Origin of the sequence: Paenibacillus sp. FSL R5-0887 (assembly GCF_038002305.1) — a bacterium.
GTDB classification, from domain to species: domain Bacteria; phylum Bacillota; class Bacilli; order Paenibacillales; family Paenibacillaceae; genus Paenibacillus_AQ; species Paenibacillus_AQ odorifer.
Genome location: NZ_JBBOCE010000002.1, coordinates 773,950 through 797,070, shown reverse-complemented (window position 1 = coordinate 797,070; position 23,121 = coordinate 773,950). Strand labels below are relative to the sequence as shown.

General features: G+C 47.2%; 28 protein-coding genes. 27 read left to right on the top strand and 1 reads right to left on the bottom strand.

The genetic code is table 11. The annotated features are described in order from the left end of the window. Nucleotides 1-40 precede the first annotated feature (40 nt). Nucleotides 41-403, bottom strand: coding sequence for a hypothetical protein (locus MKY14_RS21465; RefSeq protein WP_340977296.1), 363 nt, complete (start codon nucleotides 401-403; stop codon nucleotides 41-43). A gap of 98 nt (nucleotides 404-501) precedes the next feature. Here MKY14_RS21465 and MKY14_RS21460 point away from each other — a divergent pair, with 98 nt between their 5' ends. From MKY14_RS21460 to MKY14_RS21330, 27 genes are all read left to right on the top strand, one after another. Further along, nucleotides 502-2,748, top strand: a complete 2,247-nt coding sequence (locus MKY14_RS21460) for an AAA family ATPase (protein ID WP_340977295.1) — start codon at nucleotides 502-504, stop codon at nucleotides 2,746-2,748. Nucleotides 2,749-3,031: 283 nt separating this feature from the next. Then, nucleotides 3,032-3,427 (top strand): RusA family crossover junction endodeoxyribonuclease, encoded by a 396-nt coding sequence (locus tag MKY14_RS21455; protein WP_340977294.1) that lies wholly within the window; start codon nucleotides 3,032-3,034, stop codon nucleotides 3,425-3,427. Continuing rightward, nucleotides 3,428-3,655 carry a hypothetical protein gene (locus MKY14_RS21450; protein WP_340977293.1) on the top strand — a complete coding sequence of 76 codons (228 nt, stop codon included), beginning with the start codon at nucleotides 3,428-3,430 and terminating at the stop codon, nucleotides 3,653-3,655. Nucleotides 3,656-3,658: 3 nt separating this feature from the next. After that, nucleotides 3,659-3,955, top strand: coding sequence for a DNA-entry nuclease (locus tag MKY14_RS21445; protein ID WP_340977292.1), 297 nt, complete (start codon nucleotides 3,659-3,661; stop codon nucleotides 3,953-3,955). A 432-nt stretch (nucleotides 3,956-4,387) separates the two neighbouring features. Next, nucleotides 4,388-5,344 carry a hypothetical protein gene (locus tag MKY14_RS21440; RefSeq protein WP_340977291.1) on the top strand — a complete coding sequence of 319 codons (957 nt, stop codon included), beginning with the start codon at nucleotides 4,388-4,390 and terminating at the stop codon, nucleotides 5,342-5,344. A 22-nt stretch (nucleotides 5,345-5,366) separates the two neighbouring features. Next, nucleotides 5,367-5,831 (top strand): sigma-70 family RNA polymerase sigma factor, encoded by a 465-nt coding sequence (locus MKY14_RS21435; RefSeq protein ID WP_340977290.1) that lies wholly within the window; start codon nucleotides 5,367-5,369, stop codon nucleotides 5,829-5,831. Nucleotides 5,832-6,007: 176 nt separating this feature from the next. After that, the gene (locus tag MKY14_RS21430; protein ID WP_340977289.1) at nucleotides 6,008-6,193 is read left to right on the top strand and encodes a hypothetical protein; all 186 of its coding nucleotides are present in this window, start codon (nucleotides 6,008-6,010) and stop codon (nucleotides 6,191-6,193) included. Nucleotides 6,194-6,275: 82 nt separating this feature from the next. Next, the gene (gene terS / locus MKY14_RS21425; protein ID WP_340977288.1) at nucleotides 6,276-6,998 is read left to right on the top strand and encodes a phage terminase small subunit; all 723 of its coding nucleotides are present in this window, start codon (nucleotides 6,276-6,278) and stop codon (nucleotides 6,996-6,998) included. Further along, on the top strand, nucleotides 6,991-8,325 hold the full coding sequence (locus MKY14_RS21420) for a phage terminase large subunit (protein ID WP_340977285.1): 1,335 nt from the start codon (nucleotides 6,991-6,993) through the stop codon (nucleotides 8,323-8,325). Before terS ends, MKY14_RS21420 begins: the two co-directional genes overlap by 8 nt. Nucleotides 8,326-8,328: 3 nt before the next feature. Beyond that, nucleotides 8,329-9,813 carry a capsid protein gene (locus tag MKY14_RS21415; protein WP_340977284.1) on the top strand — a complete coding sequence of 495 codons (1,485 nt, stop codon included), beginning with the start codon at nucleotides 8,329-8,331 and terminating at the stop codon, nucleotides 9,811-9,813. Further along, nucleotides 9,810-11,438 (top strand): phage minor capsid protein, encoded by a 1,629-nt coding sequence (locus tag MKY14_RS21410; RefSeq protein ID WP_340977283.1) that lies wholly within the window; start codon nucleotides 9,810-9,812, stop codon nucleotides 11,436-11,438. The genes MKY14_RS21415 and MKY14_RS21410 overlap by 4 nt, the downstream gene beginning before the upstream one ends. After that, a complete protein-coding gene (locus MKY14_RS21405) occupies nucleotides 11,435-11,746 on the top strand; it encodes a hypothetical protein (protein WP_340977281.1) in 312 nt (103 codons plus the stop codon). Before MKY14_RS21410 ends, MKY14_RS21405 begins: the two co-directional genes overlap by 4 nt. 252 nt (nucleotides 11,747-11,998) lie before the next feature. Next, nucleotides 11,999-12,589, top strand: a complete 591-nt coding sequence (locus tag MKY14_RS21400) for a phage scaffolding protein (protein WP_340977280.1) — start codon at nucleotides 11,999-12,001, stop codon at nucleotides 12,587-12,589. Nucleotides 12,590-12,619: 30 nt separating this feature from the next. Beyond that, nucleotides 12,620-13,501, top strand: coding sequence for a capsid protein (locus MKY14_RS21395; RefSeq protein WP_340977278.1), 882 nt, complete (start codon nucleotides 12,620-12,622; stop codon nucleotides 13,499-13,501). 2 nt (nucleotides 13,502-13,503) lie between these two features. Next, nucleotides 13,504-13,758, top strand: a complete 255-nt coding sequence (locus MKY14_RS21390; protein WP_280753507.1) for a hypothetical protein — start codon at nucleotides 13,504-13,506, stop codon at nucleotides 13,756-13,758. 8 nt (nucleotides 13,759-13,766) lie between these two features. Beyond that, on the top strand, nucleotides 13,767-14,132 hold the full coding sequence (locus MKY14_RS21385) for a hypothetical protein (protein WP_340977277.1): 366 nt from the start codon (nucleotides 13,767-13,769) through the stop codon (nucleotides 14,130-14,132). Beyond that, nucleotides 14,126-14,458 carry a hypothetical protein gene (locus tag MKY14_RS21380; RefSeq protein WP_340977275.1) on the top strand — a complete coding sequence of 111 codons (333 nt, stop codon included), beginning with the start codon at nucleotides 14,126-14,128 and terminating at the stop codon, nucleotides 14,456-14,458. The genes MKY14_RS21385 and MKY14_RS21380 overlap by 7 nt, the downstream gene beginning before the upstream one ends. Continuing rightward, the gene (locus tag MKY14_RS21375; protein WP_076214217.1) at nucleotides 14,459-14,851 is read left to right on the top strand and encodes a hypothetical protein; all 393 of its coding nucleotides are present in this window, start codon (nucleotides 14,459-14,461) and stop codon (nucleotides 14,849-14,851) included. Continuing rightward, a complete protein-coding gene (locus MKY14_RS21370) occupies nucleotides 14,848-15,237 on the top strand; it encodes a phage tail terminator protein (RefSeq protein WP_340977274.1) in 390 nt (129 codons plus the stop codon). Before MKY14_RS21375 ends, MKY14_RS21370 begins: the two co-directional genes overlap by 4 nt. Nucleotides 15,238-15,245: 8 nt before the next feature. Beyond that, nucleotides 15,246-15,728: a phage tail tube protein gene (locus tag MKY14_RS21365; RefSeq protein WP_340977273.1), complete on the top strand. Its 483-nt coding sequence runs from the start codon at nucleotides 15,246-15,248 to the stop codon at nucleotides 15,726-15,728. Between the two features lie 3 nt (nucleotides 15,729-15,731). Further along, on the top strand, nucleotides 15,732-16,037 hold the full coding sequence (locus MKY14_RS21360; RefSeq protein WP_340977271.1) for a hypothetical protein: 306 nt from the start codon (nucleotides 15,732-15,734) through the stop codon (nucleotides 16,035-16,037). Further along, complete coding sequence (locus MKY14_RS21355) at nucleotides 15,949-16,386, top strand: Gp15 family bacteriophage protein (RefSeq protein WP_340977270.1); 438 nt, start codon at nucleotides 15,949-15,951, stop codon at nucleotides 16,384-16,386. Before MKY14_RS21360 ends, MKY14_RS21355 begins: the two co-directional genes overlap by 89 nt. Then, nucleotides 16,387-19,410 carry a hypothetical protein gene (locus MKY14_RS21350; RefSeq protein ID WP_340977269.1) on the top strand — a complete coding sequence of 1,008 codons (3,024 nt, stop codon included), beginning with the start codon at nucleotides 16,387-16,389 and terminating at the stop codon, nucleotides 19,408-19,410. A gap of 14 nt (nucleotides 19,411-19,424) precedes the next feature. Next, nucleotides 19,425-19,766 carry a DUF6711 family protein gene (locus MKY14_RS21345; RefSeq protein WP_340977268.1) on the top strand — a complete coding sequence of 114 codons (342 nt, stop codon included), beginning with the start codon at nucleotides 19,425-19,427 and terminating at the stop codon, nucleotides 19,764-19,766. Nucleotides 19,767-19,774: 8 nt separating this feature from the next. Then, complete coding sequence (locus MKY14_RS21340) at nucleotides 19,775-21,640, top strand: hypothetical protein (RefSeq protein WP_340977266.1); 1,866 nt, start codon at nucleotides 19,775-19,777, stop codon at nucleotides 21,638-21,640. Nucleotides 21,641-21,809: 169 nt separating this feature from the next. After that, nucleotides 21,810-22,754 (top strand): hypothetical protein, encoded by a 945-nt coding sequence (locus MKY14_RS21335; RefSeq protein ID WP_340977264.1) that lies wholly within the window; start codon nucleotides 21,810-21,812, stop codon nucleotides 22,752-22,754. A gap of 12 nt (nucleotides 22,755-22,766) precedes the next feature. Further along, nucleotides 22,767-23,117 carry a hypothetical protein gene (locus MKY14_RS21330; RefSeq protein ID WP_340892514.1) on the top strand — a complete coding sequence of 117 codons (351 nt, stop codon included), beginning with the start codon at nucleotides 22,767-22,769 and terminating at the stop codon, nucleotides 23,115-23,117. Nucleotides 23,118-23,121: the final 4 nt, after the last annotated feature.

The window sequence follows — 23,121 nt, the reverse complement described above, 5'->3', positions numbered from 1 at the left end:
AATTTGGTAAGCTGCATTACTCGTTTTATCAAATAATAATTCAAGGACAAGGATTTAAGAAAATAATGTTAGAGAGTGGAAACCAACCTACAGCCTCATCTGTAGGAGATTCGGGCAAGACAATTGATGCATACGTAAGGGTTTTTCCAGGATTATTAAGACTTCCTGTCATCATAGCAACTGCTTTATTTCCTCCAGCTGGTGGGACAGTAATGATTGCAAGTGACCATTGGTTTTTACAAGCAAGAACTTCAGACGGCGTTGCAACGATAAATGATATTGGCCTAGTTCCTGGTGGGAACTCTATTGGAACTCTGTGCGGATTCTGAAGAAGTTCATCAATTCGTCTGGGGTCTGTATTATACCAACGAGCCCAGTCCACAACTTGCGAAAGACTTGCCATCAAATAACCTCCAATTCAATCGTTTAATCGATATATATACTCTAAAGGTGAAAATTATTACAAAATATAATTTTTTGGATTTGAGGGAGATGAGGAACATGGAACACAAACTTGACCTCATAGCATTGTTGGCCTACATCGATCCATCCTTTTTGAATTACCAGGAATGGGTCAATGTCGGCATGGCACTAAAATATGAAGGTTACACGGCCAGCGACTGGGACGAGTGGAGTCGGCGGGATGGTGGACGCTACCATCCAGGTGAGTGCTTCAAGAAGTGGACGACATTCGAAGGAACCGGTAACCCAGTCACCGGCGCGACCATTACGCAGTTGGCCAAGGATAACGGATGGCTGCCACGGTCTGCAAATGATCGGGAACTGGATTGGGACGATGAAATTGCCGGCGGCGATTATGTTGTTATCGATAAGAATTGGATAGAGGGTAAAGAGATCCACGAGCCGTCTGACTGGAATCCTGTACAGCAGCTAACAACGTATTTGAGCGCTCTATTTGAAGCCTCCGAGAATGTTGGCTACGTCACAGATACCTGGCAGAACGATGAAGGCAAGTATTTGCCAACGAAAGGGGCATCGGATCGCACAGCCGGCGAATTAATCCAACTGCTTAATCAATGTGGTGGTGATATCGGCTCTGTTATTGGTGACTACGATCCAGCAGCTGGTGCTTGGATTCGGTTCAACCCACTGGATGGTAAGGGCGTCAAGAATGAGAATGTGACTGAATTTCGGTATGCATTGGTGGAATCCGACACGATGGACATTGAAAAACAAAACGCTGTTATGCGTGAGCTAGAGCTGCCGATCGCCGTGCTAGTATACAGCGGAGGTAAAAGCCTACATGCCATCGTCAAGGTAGAGGCAGCCAACTACGACGAGTATCGGAAACGCGTGGATTACCTCTACACCGTCTGCAAAAAGAACGGCTTGTCCGTTGACAATCAGAACCGCAATCCTTCCCGGCTATCACGTATGCCTGGGATTGAACGTAACGGGAAGAAGCAGTTTATTGTAGACACGAGTATAGGTAAAGCGAACTGGGCTGAATGGCATGAATGGATTGAAGGCATTAATGACGATCTTCCGGATCCGGAAAGCCTAGCAGACTATTGGGACAATATGCCGCCGCTGGCACCGCCTTTAATAGAAGGAATGCTGCGACAGGGACATAAGATGCTCATGGCAGGACCGTCAAAGGCAGGTAAGTCATTTGCCTTGATTGAACTCAGCATAGCCATAGCTGAAGGTATTAAATGGCTGGCGTGGCAATGTACGAAGGGCAAGGTTCTGTATGTCAATCTGGAGCTTGATCGAGCCAGCGCCTTGGATCGTTTCAAAAATGTATATAACGCGCTAGGGTTGTCGCCTAAAAATATCGGCAATATCGATATTTGGAACTTGCGTGGAAAGACAGTACCTATGGATAAATTGGCCCCGAAACTGATCCGGCGTGCAGCTAAGAAGAACTATATTGCTGTTATCATTGACCCTATTTACAAGGTGTTAACCGGTGACGAGAATAGTGCTGATCAGATGGCTCACTTTACAAATCAGTTTGACAAGATAGCAACAGAACTGGGTGCTGGCGTTATTTACTGCCATCATCACTCTAAAGGTTCGCAGGGCGGTAAGAAGTCGATGGACAGAGCTTCAGGCAGTGGGGTATTCGCTCGGGATCCGGACGCGCTTATCGATTTAGTAGAGTTAGATCTGACAGAAGCGTTATTGATGCAAGAGGAGAATAAGGCTGTCTGTGTGATGTATCAGCAGCTCTTTGAGAAGTACAATCCAGGCTACTTACAGGAACATGTGTCCCAGGATGATCTGCTCAGTTCAAAACAGATGGAGGATCACGCCAAACGTGCCATTCCAGGTCAACAGGCTATCGCTCAAGAGGGTGTCAAACAGGCGGTCAAGAGTGTTCGTATACGCTCAGCTTGGAGGGTAGAAGGGACGCTTCGGGAGTATCCGAAATTCGAACCAGTCAACATGTGGTTCCAGTATCCGATCCATAAGGTGGACGATGTAGGCAGCCTGAAGGATATCGATCCAGATGGTGAATCTTCAAAGCCACCTTGGCAGAAGGCAACAGGTAAGCGTCAGGATAAGGCAAAAGCGGAGCGTCGAAGCAAGGCTGATGAATTCGCAGATGCCGTAAGTAATTGTAATTTTGGTGAACCGCCTACTGTATTGGATATTATCGCGTGGTATTCATCTACAGGAAAAGAGGTTGCTGAACGTACCGTGAGAGACTGGATTAAGAAGTTTGGTTATGAAATCGATCGTTCAAACGGCTTCCGTATAGTCAAAAAAGATGATGAGTAATTGCGGCGGCAATCACTGTTTTATGGTCACCGCAAAAACTTGCAATGATCATTATTTTATGATCGCCGCAAGTTGCGAAACATGATTGCCGCAATTCTGCAATAAGTTGCGGGGATTTTGATACGTGTATGGTCGCCGCAAGTTGTGGCGGCGACCACTATATAAATATATAAGGAATAAGGGAGGGGGTATAAAAATCCCCCTCCCCCTTCCCCTAAATTTATTTGAAACCCGCCGCGAAATGAAAAGTTGAAAAATGGTATCACAACAGGAGGCGACAACGATGACTGAATTCTTCATGCCGATGAAAAAAGTTCCAACGATCACACATCAGCAGAAACAGGTCGCAGTTGTGAATGGTAAGCCAGTATTCTATGAACCCGATGAGCTGAAGGCAGCACGGGCGAAATTAATGGCTCATCTTGGGCAGCATGTGCCGGCAAGAAAATATACAGTAGCTATTCGGTTGACGGTGAAGTGGTGCTTCCCGATTACCGGCAAACATCAAGACGGGGAGTACAAGTACACGAGACCCGATACGGACAACCTGCAGAAGTTACTCAAGGATTGTATGACCGACTGTCGCTACTGGAAGGACGACGCGCTGGTTGCTTCAGAAATCGTTGAAAAGTTCTGGGCTGCGCTTCCAGGCATCTATATCAAAATCGAGGAGTTGTAGATGATGGACTACAAGGCGTTATTCTGGGATGTCTATCAGTGGACGCAGCAAGTCAACGCCGCAGCTACTCAGTATGGTATGCAGAGCCCTGATTTTTGGCAATGGGTCGCAGATTCATCCGGGGCGATGTGTCAGAAATATCAGGACAACCTACTGGTGATAAAGCAAATGATTATGCTGACGGAGTGGCTGGAAGAAGTCTACGAGAAGCAGCAGAAGGGGATGTAATTTATGGCTCGTGTATACGGAGATCTTCAACCGCATAGGGATGACGCCCTAGACGGCATTACTTATGATGGCAGCGGTAGAATGGAGTTTCATCCGGATTTTCATCCGAATCATGGCAAGCCGTTCACTCAGGAGGATTTGGAATACCTATGTACATTTTACGGTGTTGATGATGCTCGTGCCTTATCCTTTGCATTGGGTAAGACGGAGCATGTATGCCGTGTGAAGTTTGCAAAGCTTAAAGCGCAAGGACTGGTGGACCACTACCGGAATTGCTACAGACAACAATTGGAGCTATAAAAAAAGCCTCCTAATGGAGGCTCGCGACGGTGGTGATTAGTGTGAGTAAGCCCAACGCCACTTGGTCACTCACTCTGATTTCAAACCAAGAGGTTTTAATCGTCATGAGTCAACCCTCCCTTAAGCCGGGCGGATTAAGCCTTTCGACTGCCCAGACTAGATCCAGTAAAAACTAATTTACTTACCCTGTTCTAGCTTAAAAGATTGGTATAAACATACAATGTCGCCTCGTCTTTTGTCAATTGCAAGATTAATAGAGAGGGCTGATGTTAATGGGATTTGATCCCTACTTTCAAGAGATCCCCTGGGACATTATCACAGACGATAACGGTACGGTGGTTGGTGAGGTTTACACGATCCTCCCAGAAGCACCACTAAGGAAACGGCAGCGTAAGTGGGGTACGACTTCTGCAATGAAAAGGAGGTTTAGGGATGGCGAATACACCTGTACCAAGTCGAGCGGTTGAATACAGTACGAGAGGAACCAGTAAGCCGAGAGAATACATGTTAACTCCGGAAGAGCTTGAGGAGATCCGGCAGAAGTACCCAGCAACAAAACGAGATGTGAATTTTAAAAAGCCGGTAGCACATAACCCACGAACAGATCAAAGACACCTAAATCATGAGGAGGACAAGGATATGGGAGGACAACGGACGAGCAAAGAGGGGCCTAGCTGTGGGCTAACTAAGAAATTATTCTTAGAGCAGATTGCAGCTGGAGAGACGGTTTCAAGCATCGAGAAGGCTTGGGGGATGAAGTACAACACGCTGTACAATTGGGTCAAGAACTGGGATTGTCGAGGAGTTACACCTGATAAAGCCAGAGAGATACTTGCGCAGCTTGGCGAAGCTTCCGGCTATGCTTCTGAACCTGACAAAACCCAACTGCTTCGTGAAAAGGAGACGTTGCCGCAGCAAGCCGTGTCACATGACATGATTAAAGAATATAAATCACAATTGGATCAAGTAAAGTGCGCCTTGGATGAATCCGTGCTGGAGAACGAGCGACTTACAACTGAACTGGCTGAAGTAAAGCAAATGTTTGACGATGCCTATCAGCGGAATGTGAATGGGAATGCCAAGATCGGTGAACACCTGCAAGCTATTCAGGAACTGAAGGTAGAGCTAGAAGAGGTGACAAAATCACGTGATGTAATTCGTTCTGGTGTTACAGCTATACACGAGGAGCGTGAGGGGCTTCAAGCAGAGTTGAACCGGATGATCACAGAGCGCGATGAGTTAATGGCTGAGAACGATCGCTTGCAGCGTCGAGTGATTGAACCGCAGTTGGCAGAAAAGCCGACGACAGAACAACTGCTTGACCGGAGCATAGCCGAGCTGACTCGAGCACGCAAGATTATCAATCTATTATCTGCATCCGGAGAATAACACAGAAATGGGGTCAGCCATCATGAAGACAACCACAAAGGCAACTTGGATCGAAACCCTAATCTGTCAGTATGCCACAGATGTCCATAGCCTGGAACGTTACCGAGACACCTTGGATCTCAAGGATCCGAAAGCGGCAGAAGAGGCTGAGACCGTATCAGGGATGCTGGCAGACATGAGGTATGCCTTAACATGGATGCGTAGAGGACGCCGCCCAGGGAGCCGCAGAGGTGCTGAGATCACGGATGTGTACAGGCAACGTGAGATATATATCAAACTAACAGGACAACAAATGGGAGAGGCTGAGCGGTTAAAGCTGGTGGATGCACTTTTGTCGCTGAGTGATCGGGAGCGTACATGTTTCTTGCTTCACATGGCGCAGGGCTTGACGCTGTTAGAGATTTCGGGTAAGCTAAATCTATCAAAACGGTCTGTTCAAGAGTATGTTTCTAGGGCCAAGGAAAAGATTTCTAAGGACTTTTTGTAATCCTTGTCGTACGTACTGTCGTACAACGTGTCGTACAACCTACCCACTATAATTATGTCTATTAACGGGCTCTCCATTGCGGAGGGCTCTTTTTTGCTTCTCGTATAGTATCTATCATTGGATAAAAATTGAAAGTATAATATAATAATCCTTATGAAAGGAGGCTGAGAGAGAACATGGAAAAGGAAGTTTATGAAGTGGCCGGAGAAATTTTGCAAGAAGTTATTAAGGCAAAAACTGCTATTATAACCTCCACTACTTTGAGCTGGGATGGTAAGAAAAGCGCGGCTGAAGATTATATCGGCGATGAGGCATTGAGCGAAACCTTCAAGGCAATTTACAAAGCAATACAAGAAGCTTAGGATGTACCTGAGCTAGCATCCTCTTGGGGATGCTTTTTCTTTTGCAAAACAAACACAACGCCGGAGGTGGTGAAAATGCAGGATGGCTGAAACATCAAAACTAGCTGAGCAGGATTATATGACCGGTATGAAATATAAAGCAATCGCTGAAAAATACGGTGTCTCTCTCAACACGGTAAAATCGTGGAAAAAGCGTCATGGCTGGAATCGGGATAAGGGTGCACCCTCTCCGAAGCAGGTGCACCCTAACCGTGGAGGCGCCCCGCCTGGCAATCAGAACGCTGCCGGCAACAGAGGCGGATCAGCACCGAAGAGAAACAAGAATGCCGAGAAGCACGGGCTGTTCAGTAAGTATCTGCCAGCAGAGTCGCTGACCATCATGGAGCAGCTACAGACCCAGGCTCCGCTAGATATTTTATGGGACAATATCATGATCCAGTACACCGCCATCATCAGGGCCCAGCAGATCATGTATGTCAAAGATAGGGATGACAGCACGACCACGCTGATCGAGGAAAAGGACGGCAATGTGTCAGGCAAAAAATGGGAAGTACAGCAGGCCTGGGATAAGCAAGCAAGCTTCCTGACGGCTCAGAGCCGAGCCATGACAACACTCCAAGGCATGATCAAGCAGTATGATGAGCTCCTGAAGACAGATCTGGCCACAGAGGAACAGAAAGCCCGTATCGACGTATTGAAGTCTAAGGTGCCAAATAAAGACGGCCTGAATCCAAATGCGCAGATTACTGCATTGGCGGATCTGATTAATAACCCTGTTGCTGAGCGGGTGATCGACGATGAGTGAAGCTACGTTAATTCCATATGCTCCACTGACAGCCAAGCAGACGGATTATATCTCCACTTGTCGTAACAGCTGGCTGAACGTGGCAGAAGGTGGCAAGCGTGCAGGCAAGAACATCATTAACTTGATCGCATATGCCATGTGCCTGGAGGTGCACCCCGATAAGCTGCATCTGGTGGCAGGGGTAAGCTTAGCAGCAGCTAAGATGAACGCCATAGACTCCAACGGATTCGGGCTTCAATGGCTGTTTGCAGGCCGCTGTCGTGAAGGGGAATATAAGAATCGGGATGCGCTGTACATTCAAACCAAGACCGGCGAGAAGGTTATCATCATCGCAGGCGGTGGTAAGGCCAATGACGCAGCGCGGATCAAGGGCAACTCCTACGGTACCGTATATATCACTGAGGTAAACGAGTGCCATCAGAGCTTTGTACAGGAGGCAATCGACCGTACAGTCGCTAGTAGTAAACGGCAGCTCTTCTTTGATCTTAACCCGAAGCCGCCAGCGCATTGGTTCTATCGGGATTTCCTGGACTTTCAGGATAAGGAGAAGAAGGCAGGTCGTAACCCAGGGTACAATTACGCACACTTCACCGTTTTTGATAATCTGTCAATCACAGATGAGCAGCTGCGTATGGTTCTTGCTACTTACGATAAGGACAGCTTGTGGTATAAGGCTGATATCAAAGGGATGCGCACAGCAGCCACAGGGCGGATATATACTGGTTACACGGTCAAGGACGTAATCATTACCCGAGCTGCTATCCAGGATGAGCGTTTCATTGAGTTCTCAATCGGTATAGATATCGGTGGTACAGATGCTACGGTGGCCACGCTGACGGGCTTCACAGCTCGATACAGCAAAGTAATGCTGCTGGATGGCTATTATCACAAGCAAGGTAAGTCAACAGGCTACACACATGATCGGTACGCCAAGGAAATAGTCGATAGGATTGAGGAGTGGGGTAATATGTACCCTGCTTTTTTTGCGTGTGCTCATATCTTCGCGGAATCCGCGGATAAGCTGTTCCGTCAGGCACTTCTCAATGAGCTACAGCGGCGGAAGATCTTCATCACGGTGACACCGTCATACAAGAAAGAGGGCATCGTGGACCGGATCCGACTTACCAGTATCCTTATCAATCAGGGCCGCTACAAGGTCATGAGCCATCTGAAAGAGTGGCAAGAAGCGCTGGAAAACGCCACCTGGGACGAGAAGAAGCGCATAGAGGGTGAATGGGTGCGAACCGATGACGGCAGCTATCCGGTTGACTGTTTGGATAGTAGCGAGTACAGCGTGCAGCCATTTAAGAAGAGACTGGGGGTGTAGAAAGTGGGGTGGTTTAAGAGCATGGTTATGAAAATACTGAGGATCAACCCGGCACCGGAAAGCCAGGTCATTACGATCACGGAGCCATTTAGCTACCGTACCAATGTGCTGAGGAATCGACTTTGGTATCGTGGAGATCCATCCGAGCTGGATCAATTCTATAAGCAGTCGATGACGGATAGCGTGGGGAAATCACGCTTCTGGGCGGCTGTTCCAAGCAATGGCCTTGGTATCCGGAAGATCCACAGTGGGCTGCCTGCTATGGTGGCGGATAGGTTGTCTGATATTGTGGTCGCAGATATGGATGCCATCACCCTCAAGGCAGAAGCTGAGACGGACACATGGGGTGCCATAAGTGAGGATAATGACTTCCCTGGGCTTCTGGCTGGATCCGTAACGGAGGCACTGACAACAGGTGATGGGGCGTTTAAGGTCACGGTAGACTCGACAGTCAGCGCTTATCCGTTGATAGAGTTTTACTCTGGGGATCAGGTGGAGTATAAGCGTACCCGAGGACGATTACAGGAAGTTCTTTTCTATTCTGATTACACGGTTAACAGTAAGGATTATCGGCTCATAGAAACATTTGGCCGCAAGTACATTCGTTATCAGTTGCTGGATGCTTATGGCAAGCAGGTACCGATATCCCTAGTCCCTGAGTTAGCTGATTTGAAGGACATTGAGTATGACGGTGACTTTATCATGGCCGTTCCATTTATGGTGTTTAAGTCTACGAAATGGCCAGGACGTGGAAAGAGTATTTTTGACAGCAAGGCTGATTCTTTCGACGCTCTTGATGAGGTGATCAGTCAGTGGGTAGACGCCATTCGTGCTGGTCGCGTGCAGAAATACATTCCGAAGGATCTGGTTCCCATAAACCCCGAAACGGGCGAACTTATGCGATCTAATCCATTTGATAATCAATTTATTAAGCTGAACACAGGTCTTGCAGAGGACTCCAAAGGGCAGATGGACATGGTGCAGCCTCAGATACTCTATGAGGCTTTTGTTGCCAGTTATAGCAGCGCTTTGGATATGTGCTTGCAGGGCATCATATCTCCCAGCACCCTGGGCATTGACCTGAAGAAGACGGATAATGCCGAGGCTCAGCGTGAGAAGGAGAAGGCCACACTGTACACTCGTGGCAAGATCGTGGATCGACTGAATGAAGTTATCCCTGAGTTGGTTGAAACGGTGTTGAAGGTGTATGACACGATGCAGAATCGTACAGCAGGTGAGTATAAAGCCAGCGTAACTTTCGGAGAGTACGCTTCTCCTGACTTCGGTAGTGTGGTGGAAATCGTCGGTAAGGCTCGTACCTATCAGATCATGAGTCTGGAACGGTCCGTGGAGGAGTTATATGGAGACACATGGACTAAGGAAGAAAAGGCCGAAGAGGTGCAAAGGCTGAAAGATGAACAGGGCATCACCGAAGAACCAGAGATCCGCAGGGACGCTGATCCAGATGATGAAGATGATAGTGAATGAAGAAGAAATATGACATTCGCGGCATTTTCGCACAGATGGAGATTGACCTGATCGCTAGCATGAAGCGAAATCTGACCCGTCATGAGAATGAGGAGATGAAAGAGGGCTTCGAATGGGATCAATGGCAAGAGAAGAAACTGCAGGATCTTAAGCAATATAAGAAAGAGGCTACACAGATCGTCAAAAAGTCTGAACCCACGATCAATATTGCAATTGAACGAGAGGTTAAAGGCGGCTTTCTAGCTGGAATAAAGCGTGCAGCGAAGAAGCTGCTAGGCAAGATTACCCTAGATAAGCTGGATGTTGAAGGTGTATCAGATGAAAATTTCTTCAAATTGAATGAGAAACGCGTCAAAGCACTTACAGCAGCCGCTCAAGGCGAGTTAAAAGCTGCACGCTTTGCCATTCTGCGTCAAGGTGAGGATGTATTCCGGCAGACCATATTCAAATCTCAGGTATATCTTAACTCCGGCGCTGCTTCTCTTAATCAAGCGATCGACATGGCAACAGGTGATTTTGTAGATAAGGGCTTTGACTGTATACAGTTTGCCAATGGACGGCGAATGAACATTGCCTCATATGCTGAAATGGCCTTGCGTGCATCCTCCCAGCGGGCAGTATTCGAGGGAGAAGGCGCTAAACGCCGTGCAGCAGGTAGTTCGTTCGTCGTGGTGTCAGCTCATAATAACTGTTCGGAGCTGTGTCTGCCGTGGCAGGGTAAAGTGTACATTGATGATGTGTACAGTGGCGGGAAGGCGTCTGATGCTCCGTATCCGCTACTGAGTAAGGCAATGACAGCAGGTTTGTTTCACCCCAACTGCCGGCACAACATGACAACGTTTATACCTGGTAAAAGCCGCATGCCGGAGCCAGTGGACGATGCGGAGGCGTTAGGCAATTACAAGGCCGAACAGCGGCAGCGTTACATGGAGCGTCAAGTGCGCAAGTACAAGCGTCGTGAGGCTGGCAGTGTTGATCCAATTAACCAGGCTGCGGCGGCTGCTAAGGTGAAGGAGTGGCAAGGAAAGCTCCGAGAACATGTAAAGGAAAATGAACACTTACGGCGGGACTTTAGCCGGGAGAAATTTAAGATTCCTGTGCAAAAAACACCTGATAACGGTCTGAATAATAAGAACAAGCCTTTTAATATTCAGACTGAAGTGATCAAACATGCATCTAAAGGTGAATTTACTAATCCTAAGAACCCGAAAAAACAGGCAATAGGTAATTTTAGCAAGGGCGGACATGGGGAAGAGAACATTCAGCTGTTGATAGGGCATGGAATCGAGTATAATGTCGTTAAAGAGTATAAAAACGGCGTGCGCATTGGTAATGTGCCTTCCCATAAGGACAAGTTGAAGAAATCGGGCACAAAACAATCCTGGTTTCCGAAGAGTTGGACCGCAGAGGACATTGAGAAAGCTGGTATGTATGTGGCAAACCTTCAAGATCCAGATCAGTTTCAATTGGAGCCGAAAAAGGTTAATGGTGAGCTCATTTCAATATTCAAATATGCAAATTATCGAAGCGTGACCGTCGGGGTCGTGTACGATACCCAAAGAAAGGGCATTACAACAATATTCCCTGATGAAACGCAGAGGCTGTTAGGAGATGAAGAAAAGTGACTGGCAACGAAATAATTACAACAAATTTGCAGATCATTGATATGATGACTCAAAATGGAGCATCTCCACCTCTGGATGAATATTGGGGTGAGATTGTTGAGGTGCTAAGTCAGGACTTTGATACAACGAAAGAATTGTTGTTGAAGTGTACGCCCGCTGAAGTTAATAGGATGGGCGGCTACTTCGAGGATGTTTCTGAACGGCTACAGAGCCAGAAATTTATTGATCTGTTGCGCGAACTACAATATAAGTATCCTGATATAGACATGGAAATGGACATACAATGGGCGATTGACGCTCTCGATTGACTGGCACTCACGCATTTGCGAGGGTGCTTTTTTCATGCCTGAAAGGCGGTGATTACCCTTGTCTGATAGTGTTATGATTACTTTTATTATTTGCCTGACATTAATCATTATCTTTGGAATTGGAAATAGCAAGAAGAGATAATCATGGCCACGATTGAGACTGTTGTGGCCTATTTGCTCGTTGTCCGGAGCATCACGGACCACTCCCCTAGCTGGAGAGCAGCTATATAAATCTATGGAGGTTGATGATAAATGGATTGGTTAAAAGAACTGTTGAAGAAAGCCGGATTTGATGAGTCGAAGATTGATGCATTGCTAGGTGACGTGAACAAGGAGCTACCGAAGCATTTTGTTCCGAAGTCGCAGTATAACGAGCTGTCCGACACTAAGAAGAAGCTGGAGAAGGACATCACAGACCGTGATACGCAGCTCGAAACGCTCAGCAAGGACGCTAATGCTTCTGAGGGTCTGAAAGCTGAGATTGCAAAGTTACAGGGTGAGAACAAGACTGCCGCTGAAAAGTACGCTGCTGACTTAAAAGACATGACGTTAACGAACGCCATTACAGCTGCACTAAATGGTAAAGTCCACAATGAGGCAGTCGTTACTGGATTGATCAATAAAGACAAGCTGGTGATCGGAGATGACGGCAAAGTGGTCGGCTTGGATGAGCAGCTAACTGGACTCAAGACGTCTGATGCCTACCTGTTTAAACCTGATGAGCCAGGAGCCGGTGGCGGTACAGGCGGTTTCCGTGTTGGAGGCGGAGGCGGTCAAGGTGGAGCCGGTGCAGCATCAAATGAACAACTGGCCAACATATTCGGAGTGGCTGAGTCCAAGTAAATATTTTATTAAACGAGGAGAGATGTACAAATGCCTTATAACTATGTAGATAGCTTTCAGACGGTGTTGCAGCAGAAGTATACGAAGGAATTGACTTCTAGTGGTCTAACCACTCAGAATGCAACCTTTTTGAATGCCAAGACCATTAAGGTGCCGCGCTTGGATGTGGCCGGATACAAGAACCACAGTCGTAATGGAGGTTGGAACCGACAAGGAATCAGCAACGATTTCGAGTTGAAGGTACTGACCTTTGACCGGGACGTGGAGTTTTACGTGGATGCGATGGATGTTGACGAAACGAATCAGATCGTTTCTGCGGCTAACCTGACTACAGTATTTGAGGCGGAGCAGGCAATCCCAGAGCTGGATAAGTACCGCTACAGCAAAATCTATGCGGACTATGTTGCGCTAGGTAAGACACCAGATACAACGGCGCTCACGGTGTCCAATGCTTTGTTGGTGTTTGATAAGCTCATGCAAAATATGGATGAGGCAGAGGTACCTCAAGAGGGTCGTATCCTCTACGTAACACCTACCACCCACACGCTACTCAAGCAAGCAGAGGAAATGAAACGAGTTATTCAGGTGCAGAACAATAACGGTGTCATTGATCGGGCTGTACGGCAATTGGATGATGTCACACTGATTAAGGTGCCGTCTAGCCGCATGAAGACCATCTATGATTTTACAAACGGTGCTGTACCAGGTGTGGGGGCGAAGCAGATCAATATGATCATGATTCATCCTCAATGTGTTCTGGCGCCAATCAAGCACACTGCTATTTACCTGTGGGAGCCAGGAAGCCACACAGGGGGTGACGGATACCTGTACCAAAACCGCCGCTACACTGATCTGTTTTTGATCAATCGTAAGGCAGACGGTATCCAAATCAACGCAGAAGGAGGCGAGTAAGAATGTTGTATGCAGTTAAGGGTAACACCCAACTCAAGATCGACGAGGCAGAGCGTGATGACTATCTGAAGCTAGGCTACGATATTGCTGAAGAAGCTGCTGGTAAGTTAGAGACGATAGAAACTTCTCCAGCTAAGACGATCTCTTATAAAGATCACGAGCAGGCTTTGGCTACCATTCAAACATTGGAAGCTGAAAACGCCAAGTTAAAAGCGGAACTGGCTGAGGCAAAGAAAGCCGCCAAAGCGGACAAGTAGGTGATCACATGGCCTATGCAACGGTAGAAGATTATAAACACTACGGTGATGGGCAGATAACACCTGATGAGCTGGATAAGGCACTGGAGAGGGCATCGGATCAAGTGGATGCCCTGACCTATAACCGCATTGTGGGACGAGGTCTAACAGGCCTTACACCATTTCAACAGGTCAATGTTATAAAGGCAACGTGTCAGCAGGCAGACTTCACATTTCAGTATGGGGAGTATCTTAACTTTCCGCTCTCTGGCTACTCGGCTGGCAGCGTGTCGCTGTCATTTAAGGCGGTCGAGGGAGCAGGAGGCATACAAACCACGGAAGCTGTGACAAGCCTTTTAGCCGCCACAGGGCTGACGAGTAGGAGGTTATGTTGATGCGTGGCAAGCTTCCATTTCCGCATTGGATACTCAAAACGCCTGTTAAGGTCTATCTGACCTACACTAGCGAGAATGGAGAGCCTATCGAGGAATTAATCTTCGATGGGCTTTGTTGTCATGACGAGAAGATACGTCAGAAGCTGGATAAGGAGAGACGTCTGGTGACGCTGTCAGGCAAAGTGATCATCAAAGGTGACATTTGCCCAGGGAAGTTGATAGAGGGGGTGGTACGGTTCGGAGAGATCGAGCGGCCCATCTTCAGCGCTTCTCGACCGCAAAATCCAGATGGCAGTGTGTTTTCTACGGAACTGGAGTTGATGTAAATGGTTAAGGTGAAAACCAAGATGAATAATCAAGCCATGAACCGACTACGGACCGCACCGGAGAAGGCATTGATTCAGGTTATTGAAGGTGCCAAGGATAGCATCCTATCCGATATCATGACTTCTGAGGTGGTTCCTAAGCAGACAGGTGAACTTGAGAGAAGTGCTACAATCGATGCGAGCAAGTCAAAGCGGGGCAAGGTGACTATCACCTATGATACACCTTACGCTCGACGTCTCTACTGGCACCCTGAGTATAGTTTCCGGAAGGACAAGAATCGGCATGCTCAAGGTGAGTGGCTTCGGGCGTGGGCAGAAGGCAAGAAGACTAGAGGTGTGACTCAAGCCTTTAAGACATTGCTTAAGAAATTGGCAGGAGGATTTATTAAATGATGACTCTTGCAGAAGTGCGCGACTGGTTGAAGGCGCAGGTGATCTGCCCAAATTGGTACATTGGCAAAGCGGACGGCAGCAAAGCGGAGTCTATTACTTTATACAATTTAAATTCCGGTACTCCGGTGCTGGCTATCGGCGGATTGGCTAATACCAGCTATGCGGTCAAGGCCGTGTCCATCTTGATTCATTGGACAAAGAATGCAGATACAGCGGAGCGCAAGGCCATGGAGGTCTACGCTGCGCTATTTGGACAGTCTGCGGTGATTGCAGGCAAGCGGGTAATTAGCTTCCAAATGCGCACCGCGGAGCCTGTCAGCGTGGGGACAGACGAGAACAACATTTATGAATACGTGATCGAGGTCACGATCTATTACGAGAGGTAGGGATTGTTTTGCTAAAACCTAATTTACAGCTGTTTGCTGGTACGACAGGTGTCTTTCCGGTTCATAACAACGTTTTTAAAGTTGGTTCTAAGGGGAGGGCTTCTACAGTCGTACAGATGATCGAAATCAAGGACTTGGAGAACTTCTCCATTTCTATTGATGGTAATACGGAAGAATGGTCCCCAATGGACCAGGAAGGCTGGACACGCCGAGCCGTGACAGGTAAAGGCATGACGATCAGTTTCACGGGTAAACGGCATTACGGTGACCCAGGTAATGATTATATTGCTGGGTTGATGCTAGGTACTGGCCAAGATGTAGAAACGAAATTCGAGTGGACGCTTCCTAGTGGAGCGAAATTGACTATGGACTGTGTAATCAACCTCACAGCTCCAGCAGGCGGAGATTCTACCAATATCGATGCTTTGGAATTTGAACTATTATCAGACGGCAAGCCGACCTTTACAACGGCGCCAGGCGGAGGAGCGTAAACCATGACAAAAGTAATCAATATTTCAGATAAATTTGCTGTTGAGGGAAAAGGCTCTATCAAGATAGGGGGTAAGGTCTACGAGGTTGATAAATCCGTAGAAGCCGTTATGCGATTTGAAGAAATCGCTGAGAATGGAAGCGTTAAAGCACTCCTTACAGCTATCGAGGGAACCCTGGGTGCTGAAGCATTTGAGGAAATCGGTGTGAAGAAGATGGGCATTGCCAATATTAAGGTTCTTGTATCTGGTCTTATGGCCGTCATGCAAGATTTGTCCTACGAAGAGGCTACCGCCCGATTTCAATTGTAGTCCATCTGGCGAAAGCTGGTACGACTTACGGGAAGATTGGGGACTGATCGAGGCCAGTCTGGCTAAACAATATGGTATTCGAATTCGGCAACACGGAAATATGCCTTGGTCAGAGTTCTGTACCCTTGTGGCAGGGCTGATGCCAGATACGCCGCTAGGGAGTATCGTCACGATTCGGAGCGAAAAAGACCGTAAAGTCATTAAAGGCTTCAACGCGGATCAGCGGCGCATCCACAATGAGTGGCGTCAACGATGTGCTGCTGCGAAGATGGCTGATCCAGAAGATTTGGATCAGTCAACGAAGGGATTAGAAGCCATGCTTGCTCATATGTTCGGAGGTGGCGCATAAATGGCAGGTAGCAGTGCTGGTCGCATAGATTTAGATCTAGAGCTTAATTATGGTGCCTTTCAGCGCCAGCTCGGAGGCATAGCGGGGACAGCTAACGGTTTAGTAGGTAGTGCCTTTAAAGGTCTCGGCGGGATAATCGCCGGGGCCTTTGCTGTAGGTGGGCTGGTCAAGTTTGGCCGAGAAGCCATTAACCTGGCATCTGATCTGCAAGAAGTACAGAACGTTGTTAATGTGACCTTCGGATCCATGACAAATCAAATCAATAGTTGGTCATCCAACCTCATTGATAGTTTCGGGCTCTCCGAATTGTCTGCCAAGAAATATGCCTCTACCATGGGCGCCATGCTCAAATCATCCGGAATATCGGGAAAGGCCATGACCGAAATGTCCGTTAATTTGACGGAACTGGCTGCTGATATGGCATCCTTCTACAATCTGGCCACAGATGATGCCTATTACAAGGTGTTTTCAGGAATGGCAGGCGAGACGGAACCTCTGAAGCAATTAGGGGTTAACATGTCTGTAGTTAACATGGAAGCCTACGCTATGTCTCAGGGGATTACTAAGTCTTGGATGTCCATGACGCAAGCTGAGCAGCAAATGCTTAGGTATGGATACTTACTGAAGGTTACTGGAGATGCTCAAGGAGACTTTGCTCGTAACGGTCAGAGCTGGGCAAATCAGATCCGGATTATGGGAGAACAGTGGAATATTTTCAAGGGTTCTATGGGTGCCGGATTTATTAACATTCTGACACCGATTATTAAGGGGATCAACTGGCTGATTGCCAAGCTTCAGGTAGCGGCAGCTTATTTTAAAGCTTTCACAGCGTTACTATTTGGAGATGCTTCACAAAACGGCGGTGCAGGTATGGCAGGGGTATCCTCTGGCATCGAAGATACCGCTGGAGCAGTGGGTGACGTTGGTTCTGCTGCGAAAGATACAGGTAAGAAAGCTAAGAAAGCAGCTAATGATATCAAAGGTAGTTTAGCAGGTTTTGACCAACTAAATACCCTAGCTGATAAGACTGCAAGCTCACTAGGCGATGCTGGGGACGCAGCAAGCGGCGTTGGTGGAGCTGATTTGAGTGGTATGGCAGCAGGGGTAGGATTCGGGGGAGCTATAGACTTAGGCTCTTTAGACGTCGATACAGACCCATATACTGCTAAACTAAAATCATTAATTGATACAACCAAATCATGGTTTAGCGGCTTATGGTCTGACGTAAGTTCTGGATGGGCAGGTATGGCTCCAGCAGTACAGCCGTTCATTGACATGATACCCCCCATCAAAGATTCCTTAAGCGGCATGAAAGATAGCTTAGTGGATATTTGGCAAAACACTCTTGCCCCAATGGGTGCGTACCTTCTGGGTGATTTCATTCCTAGTTTAGTAGTTGGGTTTACTCAAAACTTTGCACCTGTTATAGCTAACGCTCTTGTGGGTGCTTTCGATCTTGTGGACAGAACCCTAGCAAACCTAGCAGTGACTATGAATGATCTGTTTGTTAATACGTGGCTGCCTAACGTTGAGATAGTCAAGAACGCTATGCTTGAAGCAATGCCAAGTATTGCATCGTCACTGGACAGCTTGATCCAAGGCAGTATTCTTCCAGCGGCAGATTTCTTTCTAAACGGGTTTATCTTACCTGTTGTTAAGACCATGAGTGAAGAGTTTACGCCTGTATTCACTGACACAGCAGTTCATGCAATTGGTATCTTCTCTGATACCTTGAGCAACTTTGTCAATATGGCAAATGACCTATGGCAGAATACATTGCTTCCTAACTTTACACGGTTACGGGATGTCATTCTTGAAATCATTCCACCGATTGCGAATGCGTTCAACAAAATCATTAACTCTATACTTCTACCTTTTGTAGATTTCATGGCTAATAAGTTCATAATGCCTATCTATAAAGCTTTCATGGAAACACTGGTTCCTATCTTTACTGACGTACTAGTGTGGGCATTTAAGGAAGCCTCTGACGCGTTTACATGGTTCGTTGACTTAATCGTTGACATCTATGAAACTATCTTCGAGCCAACCTTTAACCTCATCCGTGATATAGTTATGGACGTACTTGATTCCTTGAAAGCAGCGTGGGATGATCACGGTAAAAAAATCCTGGACGGGTTGAGTAAGTTCTTGGATAACACAAAGAAAACCTTCCAGAAGCTATGGGATGAAGTGTTGAAGCCTATCATCCAACCTTTCTTACAGACCTTGAAAGACATCTGGAACGATACTTTAAAGGGTTTGATTGACAAAGCAATTGACTTAGTATTTAAGCTCACAGAAGCCGCGATAGAGATCTATAACGGGTTCATCCAACCTATCATTGACGCGGTGGTCAAGTACTTAGGTCCGATTGTGGTTGATACCTTTACCAGCATGTACAAATCAGTAAAGACTATTATTGGCTGGCTGGGTGATGTTCTTAGTGGTTTCATGACTATTCTGGATGGGCTGATTGACTTCATTACTGGCGTGTTCACAGGTAATTGGGGTAAGGCTTGGACGGGCGTCAAAACTATCTTCAAGGGTGTATTCGAAAGCTTGTACGGTATTGTCAAAACACCTCTGAACATGATTATTGATGCCATTAATGTCGTGATAGATGCCCTAAATAGTATCAGTATAGATATCCCAGAAATTGATGTCTTCGGTAAGAAAGTTGGTGGGGGCAGCTTTGGCATTAACCTGGACCGTATTCCTCGTTTAGCTAAGGGAGGTATCGTATCTACTCCGACCCTTGCTCAAATTGGGGAGGCAGGGCCAGAAGCTGTTGTACCGTTAAAAAACACAGCATTTGTAGATACTTTAGCGAGCGCCTTAGGTAGTGCGGTCATGGCAGCGATGGCCCTTAATAACACAGGTGGTCAGGGGGATCGAGTGCAGGAGAATCAAGAAATTGTAATGCAGATGGACGGCACTGTGCTTGCCCGGCTGCTGGCTCCATTACTGACCAAGGAACAACAGCGTACCGGTACGTCGATTATCCGTAACATCACAACTACCTAAGGGAGAGGAGTAACATGATATCCATAAACGGAACCACCCTGCCAAGTACAACTACCTACAAAGTTTCAATTCAGGATCTTTCCAAAGGAGAACGTAACGTGAACGGATTGTTGCTCTTGGAGCGTATCGCTACTAAAAGGAAGATTGATCTTGGCTGGAAGATGCTGACGCAAGCGCAGTTCGCAACTATTTTGACTTTGGTCTCTGCTGTATTTTTTGAGGTCGAATACCAAGATCCGCAAGCCGGTAGGAAGACGGGAACCTTTTATGCGGGTGATCGAACAGCGCCGGCTTTGTTTTATACAAACGGGGTGGTTCAGTACAGCGAGGTTTCCTTCAGTATCATAGAAAGGTAGGGAGGTACGTGATTGATGTATCCAGGCAATATAAGAAAGCGGTATACGCTGCTTCCCGAAAGACCTCTGCCCAGATTGAATTCCAAATTTTAAACAACGAGGCTTACGAGGAAGTATCCAAAATATCGGTATCTTCTAGCGCACCACAAAGCAGACAAACACAGGTCGTTAATAAGGTGAGGAAGATGTCAAAAAAGTACGGAACCTTTGAGCCTGAATATTGGCTGCTAGATGGTAGCTTTCATATTCTCCCCAGGACTAATGAAAACTTGTCGAGTGAGCTGGGATGGTGGAGTGATGCGATTTGTAATGATGATGGCACGTTTCCAACGGAGCAGACGCTGACGATTGATTTCGCCAGCCCAATTGAAACATTGGGAGTCGCCATTACATTCGATACCCTTACAGGAGAGCACCCGTCAAACTTTAAGATCACTTTTTTGTCTGCTACTGCTGAGGTGATTAACACTTTGGAGGTGGTCGGCAATACCACGGCGTATTACGTCTCTGCTACGCCTGTGAGTGGGTACCAACATCTGGAGTTGACCATATCGAAGTGGTCGAGGGGGAGCCGCAGGGTGCGCGTAACCGAAGTGGATTTTGGCGTCATACAAACCTATGACGGCAACAAGCTTATAAGCGTAAACTTGCTGGAGGAGATGAATGTTGTCGGAGATACCCTTCCTTCCAACGAGATCCGTTTTGTAGTAGACAATTCCGATAAGGCGTTCAATATTTTGAATCCTCAGGGGTATTACAAATTCCTTGAGAAAAATCAGGAAGTGAGCCTATCAATCGGCCTGGAGATCGTGCAGGGATCGTTTGAGTTTGTCCACATCACCAAGTATTATCTGACGGATTGGAAGAGTGATGAAGGTACCCTGACTACTACCTTTACGGCCCGGGATTTTCTTGATGCACTTGAAACGATTGACTACGTGAGTATAGCAGACACTAACCTGTATGCTCTCGCGGAGGATATCTTTCAGAAGGCTGGGATTACCTCGTGTGTTATCGACGCAGGGCTGCAGTCCATACCGACCCAGGGGTTCAAGTCGAAAATCAGTTCCAGAAAGGCTTTGCAGTGTATCGGCATCGCGGCTAAAGCGGCTATATACCAAGACAGGGCTACCGGGGTGCCCATGATCCGTAGATTTGCAGAGGTTGACGCCCGGACAACCTTCCTCAACTACACAGGCGAGCCGGACATGATAACGGGCACCGGCACGCATATGTATGCTGACGGAGGGTATCAGATGAAAATGATCGATTTTGATAACGCATATAAGGAGCCACAAATTAAGTTGGAAGACGCAGTGAAGAACATAGACATGACAGTGTTCAATTATCTGGAAGACACGTTCGACCAGGTGCTGAACACTTCGGTGATGATATCAGGTAGCACCACGGTATTCTTCGAGTATCAGACGCCGATCATTTCAGCTTCCGCACAAATCAACATTACCGGGGCCATCTCATATACCGTCTCCAAAACGTATGATGTGGGCGTAGAGATGGTTATTGTCGCTGATGGCACTGTTACCATAGCGATCTCCGGGAAAACCCTTGCAACTGCTACCACGGTGTACAGACTATCTAATACGGCTGTCAAAGAGGGGAAGACTCTTCTGGTGGAAAATCCGTTAATCAATTCGCCGGAGCAGGCGCTTGAAGTAGGGAACTGGCTTGCGGCCGAACTTTCGGCGCGGGCTGTTTATGCTGTCAACTGGCGGCAAAACCCCGCGCTGGAGTGTGGAGATATTGTACTGATTGAGGATAGCTTCGGTAACAAAAAGCAGTCACGCATCACCAAGCAAGAGTACAGTTTCCAGGGGTACCTAGGAGGCAAGTCGGAGACGAGAGGAGGGGTTTAATCTGGCCTGGGACATCAAACAATCCACGAATAAAGGCAATCAAAAAGCTACTGTCCAAGCCGAGGGCACAGTTTCCCTGTTTCCCCGGAACTCCAATGAAAAGCATACGCCTTACAATATCACTGTGATCGAGGGGATGCGCGGGGATCTTCCTTATACGGAGGTTTGGATGTTCATCAATGCTCGTTATGACCATGATGCGAAAAGATTTAAGCGGAAGGATTTAAATAACTTCTCCTTTGGCATCCAGATGCAGGGCGGTGGGACATACCCGGGCGAGGAAAGCTTTGGCGATTATATTAACCAAGGGATTAACGTTTGGAAGGCAAACGGTAAGAACGCTTTTGGCCAAGGTGACCCCATGCGGGATCTGGTAACCGAAGAGATCGGTCAGATGATTGATGGCAAATGGACGGAGTTCGGCATCTTCCTTGGCTGGACCAACGCCTTCATGATCGACAGTTACGGTGGTATGACTATCGGGGGAGCGGGCTTTGAGATTGATGGGAACGGCGTGTTCCCATACAAACGCCTATCTCTTGGAAAGTTTCAAGGGGGCAGTGATGTTCCCGGACAAGCTCCAACTGAGTATGTTTATGCTTACAACGGAACGTTATGGAACGCTTATCATGGTTTGTTTGATAGTGATGCCAGAGCTAGAAATAGCTTTTATTGGGGGATGGTATCCGCCATAGATTATTATGATAACGGTTCGTTTAATCCGGGTTCTGGAACAGCAGGGCTTGAAGAAGACACAACCGATTGGGAGTTGAAAAAGCGACCCCAGGGTTTAGCTCACACGTGGCAAAAATGGAAAACCATGTTCCGCATACGAGGGAAGGATGGTTCAGCTTGGGAACAGGGGCAATACCGTATTCCTGCTATCAAAATAGTCCAGGCAGATATTGTAAACGTGACTGATTTCAATATGAATTATCCAGATAGCACATGGACGAAAGAAAACACCTTTATTGTAGCCGTCAGGGGCGTATTATCGGACGGCAATACTAAGCAGATGGGTGCAATAAATGCGACATTCACACCTTACGGGGTTTATGGGTATCTCGGAGGTGAGTTTGCTTCGGCAGAAATCTTGATTTCTAAATACAAGTAAGGGGGCTGCATATTGGCGTGGACGACACCAAAGCTTAATTGGACGGCGCAAGACTACTTTAATCACGCCGATCTGAGCAAAATAGAATCCAATGTAAAGGCCGTACATGATTTGATGGAGTCTAAGGGGGTTCTGGTCGCCATCGAGGGAGGCATCTATTCCCGGAATATATGGTGGGTACCCTTCAAGGAAGAATTTGTGAGGGTGGAATCCAACTTGGAAGCATTAAGACAACCCTTCACGCCTACGGGATGGCGTTCAAGAGAACTGCCCTGGACAGCAGATCAAGCCTTCAGCTATCTGGAGTTGAACAGATGGGAATCCAATTTAAACGCTTTATGGAAATATTACAGCTCAATGTAAAGGA

What these genes read in the sequence shown, in the direction of transcription:
- MKY14_RS21465 (WP_340977296.1), bottom strand. Translation starts at nt 403, where the DNA reads ATGGCAAGTCTTTCGCAAGTTGTGGACTGGGCTCGTTGGTATAATACA.
- MKY14_RS21460 (WP_340977295.1), top strand. Translation starts at nt 502, where the DNA reads ATGGAACACAAACTTGACCTCATAGCATTGTTGGCCTACATCGATCCA.
- MKY14_RS21455 (WP_340977294.1), top strand. Translation starts at nt 3,032, where the DNA reads ATGACTGAATTCTTCATGCCGATGAAAAAAGTTCCAACGATCACACAT.
- MKY14_RS21450 (WP_340977293.1), top strand. Translation starts at nt 3,428, where the DNA reads ATGATGGACTACAAGGCGTTATTCTGGGATGTCTATCAGTGGACGCAG.
- MKY14_RS21445 (WP_340977292.1), top strand. Translation starts at nt 3,659, where the DNA reads ATGGCTCGTGTATACGGAGATCTTCAACCGCATAGGGATGACGCCCTA.
- MKY14_RS21440 (WP_340977291.1), top strand. Translation starts at nt 4,388, where the DNA reads ATGGCGAATACACCTGTACCAAGTCGAGCGGTTGAATACAGTACGAGA.
- MKY14_RS21435 (WP_340977290.1), top strand. Translation starts at nt 5,367, where the DNA reads ATGAAGACAACCACAAAGGCAACTTGGATCGAAACCCTAATCTGTCAG.
- MKY14_RS21430 (WP_340977289.1), top strand. Translation starts at nt 6,008, where the DNA reads ATGGAAAAGGAAGTTTATGAAGTGGCCGGAGAAATTTTGCAAGAAGTT.
- terS (WP_340977288.1), top strand. Translation starts at nt 6,276, where the DNA reads ATGGCTGAAACATCAAAACTAGCTGAGCAGGATTATATGACCGGTATG.
- MKY14_RS21420 (WP_340977285.1), top strand. Translation starts at nt 6,991, where the DNA reads ATGAGTGAAGCTACGTTAATTCCATATGCTCCACTGACAGCCAAGCAG.
- MKY14_RS21410 (WP_340977283.1), top strand. Translation starts at nt 9,810, where the DNA reads ATGAAGAAGAAATATGACATTCGCGGCATTTTCGCACAGATGGAGATT.
- MKY14_RS21400 (WP_340977280.1), top strand. Translation starts at nt 11,999, where the DNA reads ATGGATTGGTTAAAAGAACTGTTGAAGAAAGCCGGATTTGATGAGTCG.
- MKY14_RS21395 (WP_340977278.1), top strand. Translation starts at nt 12,620, where the DNA reads ATGCCTTATAACTATGTAGATAGCTTTCAGACGGTGTTGCAGCAGAAG.
- MKY14_RS21390 (WP_280753507.1), top strand. Translation starts at nt 13,504, where the DNA reads ATGTTGTATGCAGTTAAGGGTAACACCCAACTCAAGATCGACGAGGCA.
- MKY14_RS21385 (WP_340977277.1), top strand. Translation starts at nt 13,767, where the DNA reads ATGGCCTATGCAACGGTAGAAGATTATAAACACTACGGTGATGGGCAG.
- MKY14_RS21380 (WP_340977275.1), top strand. Translation starts at nt 14,126, where the DNA reads ATGTTGATGCGTGGCAAGCTTCCATTTCCGCATTGGATACTCAAAACG.
- MKY14_RS21375 (WP_076214217.1), top strand. Translation starts at nt 14,459, where the DNA reads ATGGTTAAGGTGAAAACCAAGATGAATAATCAAGCCATGAACCGACTA.
- MKY14_RS21370 (WP_340977274.1), top strand. Translation starts at nt 14,848, where the DNA reads ATGATGACTCTTGCAGAAGTGCGCGACTGGTTGAAGGCGCAGGTGATC.
- MKY14_RS21360 (WP_340977271.1), top strand. Translation starts at nt 15,732, where the DNA reads ATGACAAAAGTAATCAATATTTCAGATAAATTTGCTGTTGAGGGAAAA.
- MKY14_RS21350 (WP_340977269.1), top strand. Translation starts at nt 16,387, where the DNA reads ATGGCAGGTAGCAGTGCTGGTCGCATAGATTTAGATCTAGAGCTTAAT.
- MKY14_RS21345 (WP_340977268.1), top strand. Translation starts at nt 19,425, where the DNA reads ATGATATCCATAAACGGAACCACCCTGCCAAGTACAACTACCTACAAA.
- MKY14_RS21335 (WP_340977264.1), top strand. Translation starts at nt 21,810, where the DNA reads ATGTTCATCAATGCTCGTTATGACCATGATGCGAAAAGATTTAAGCGG.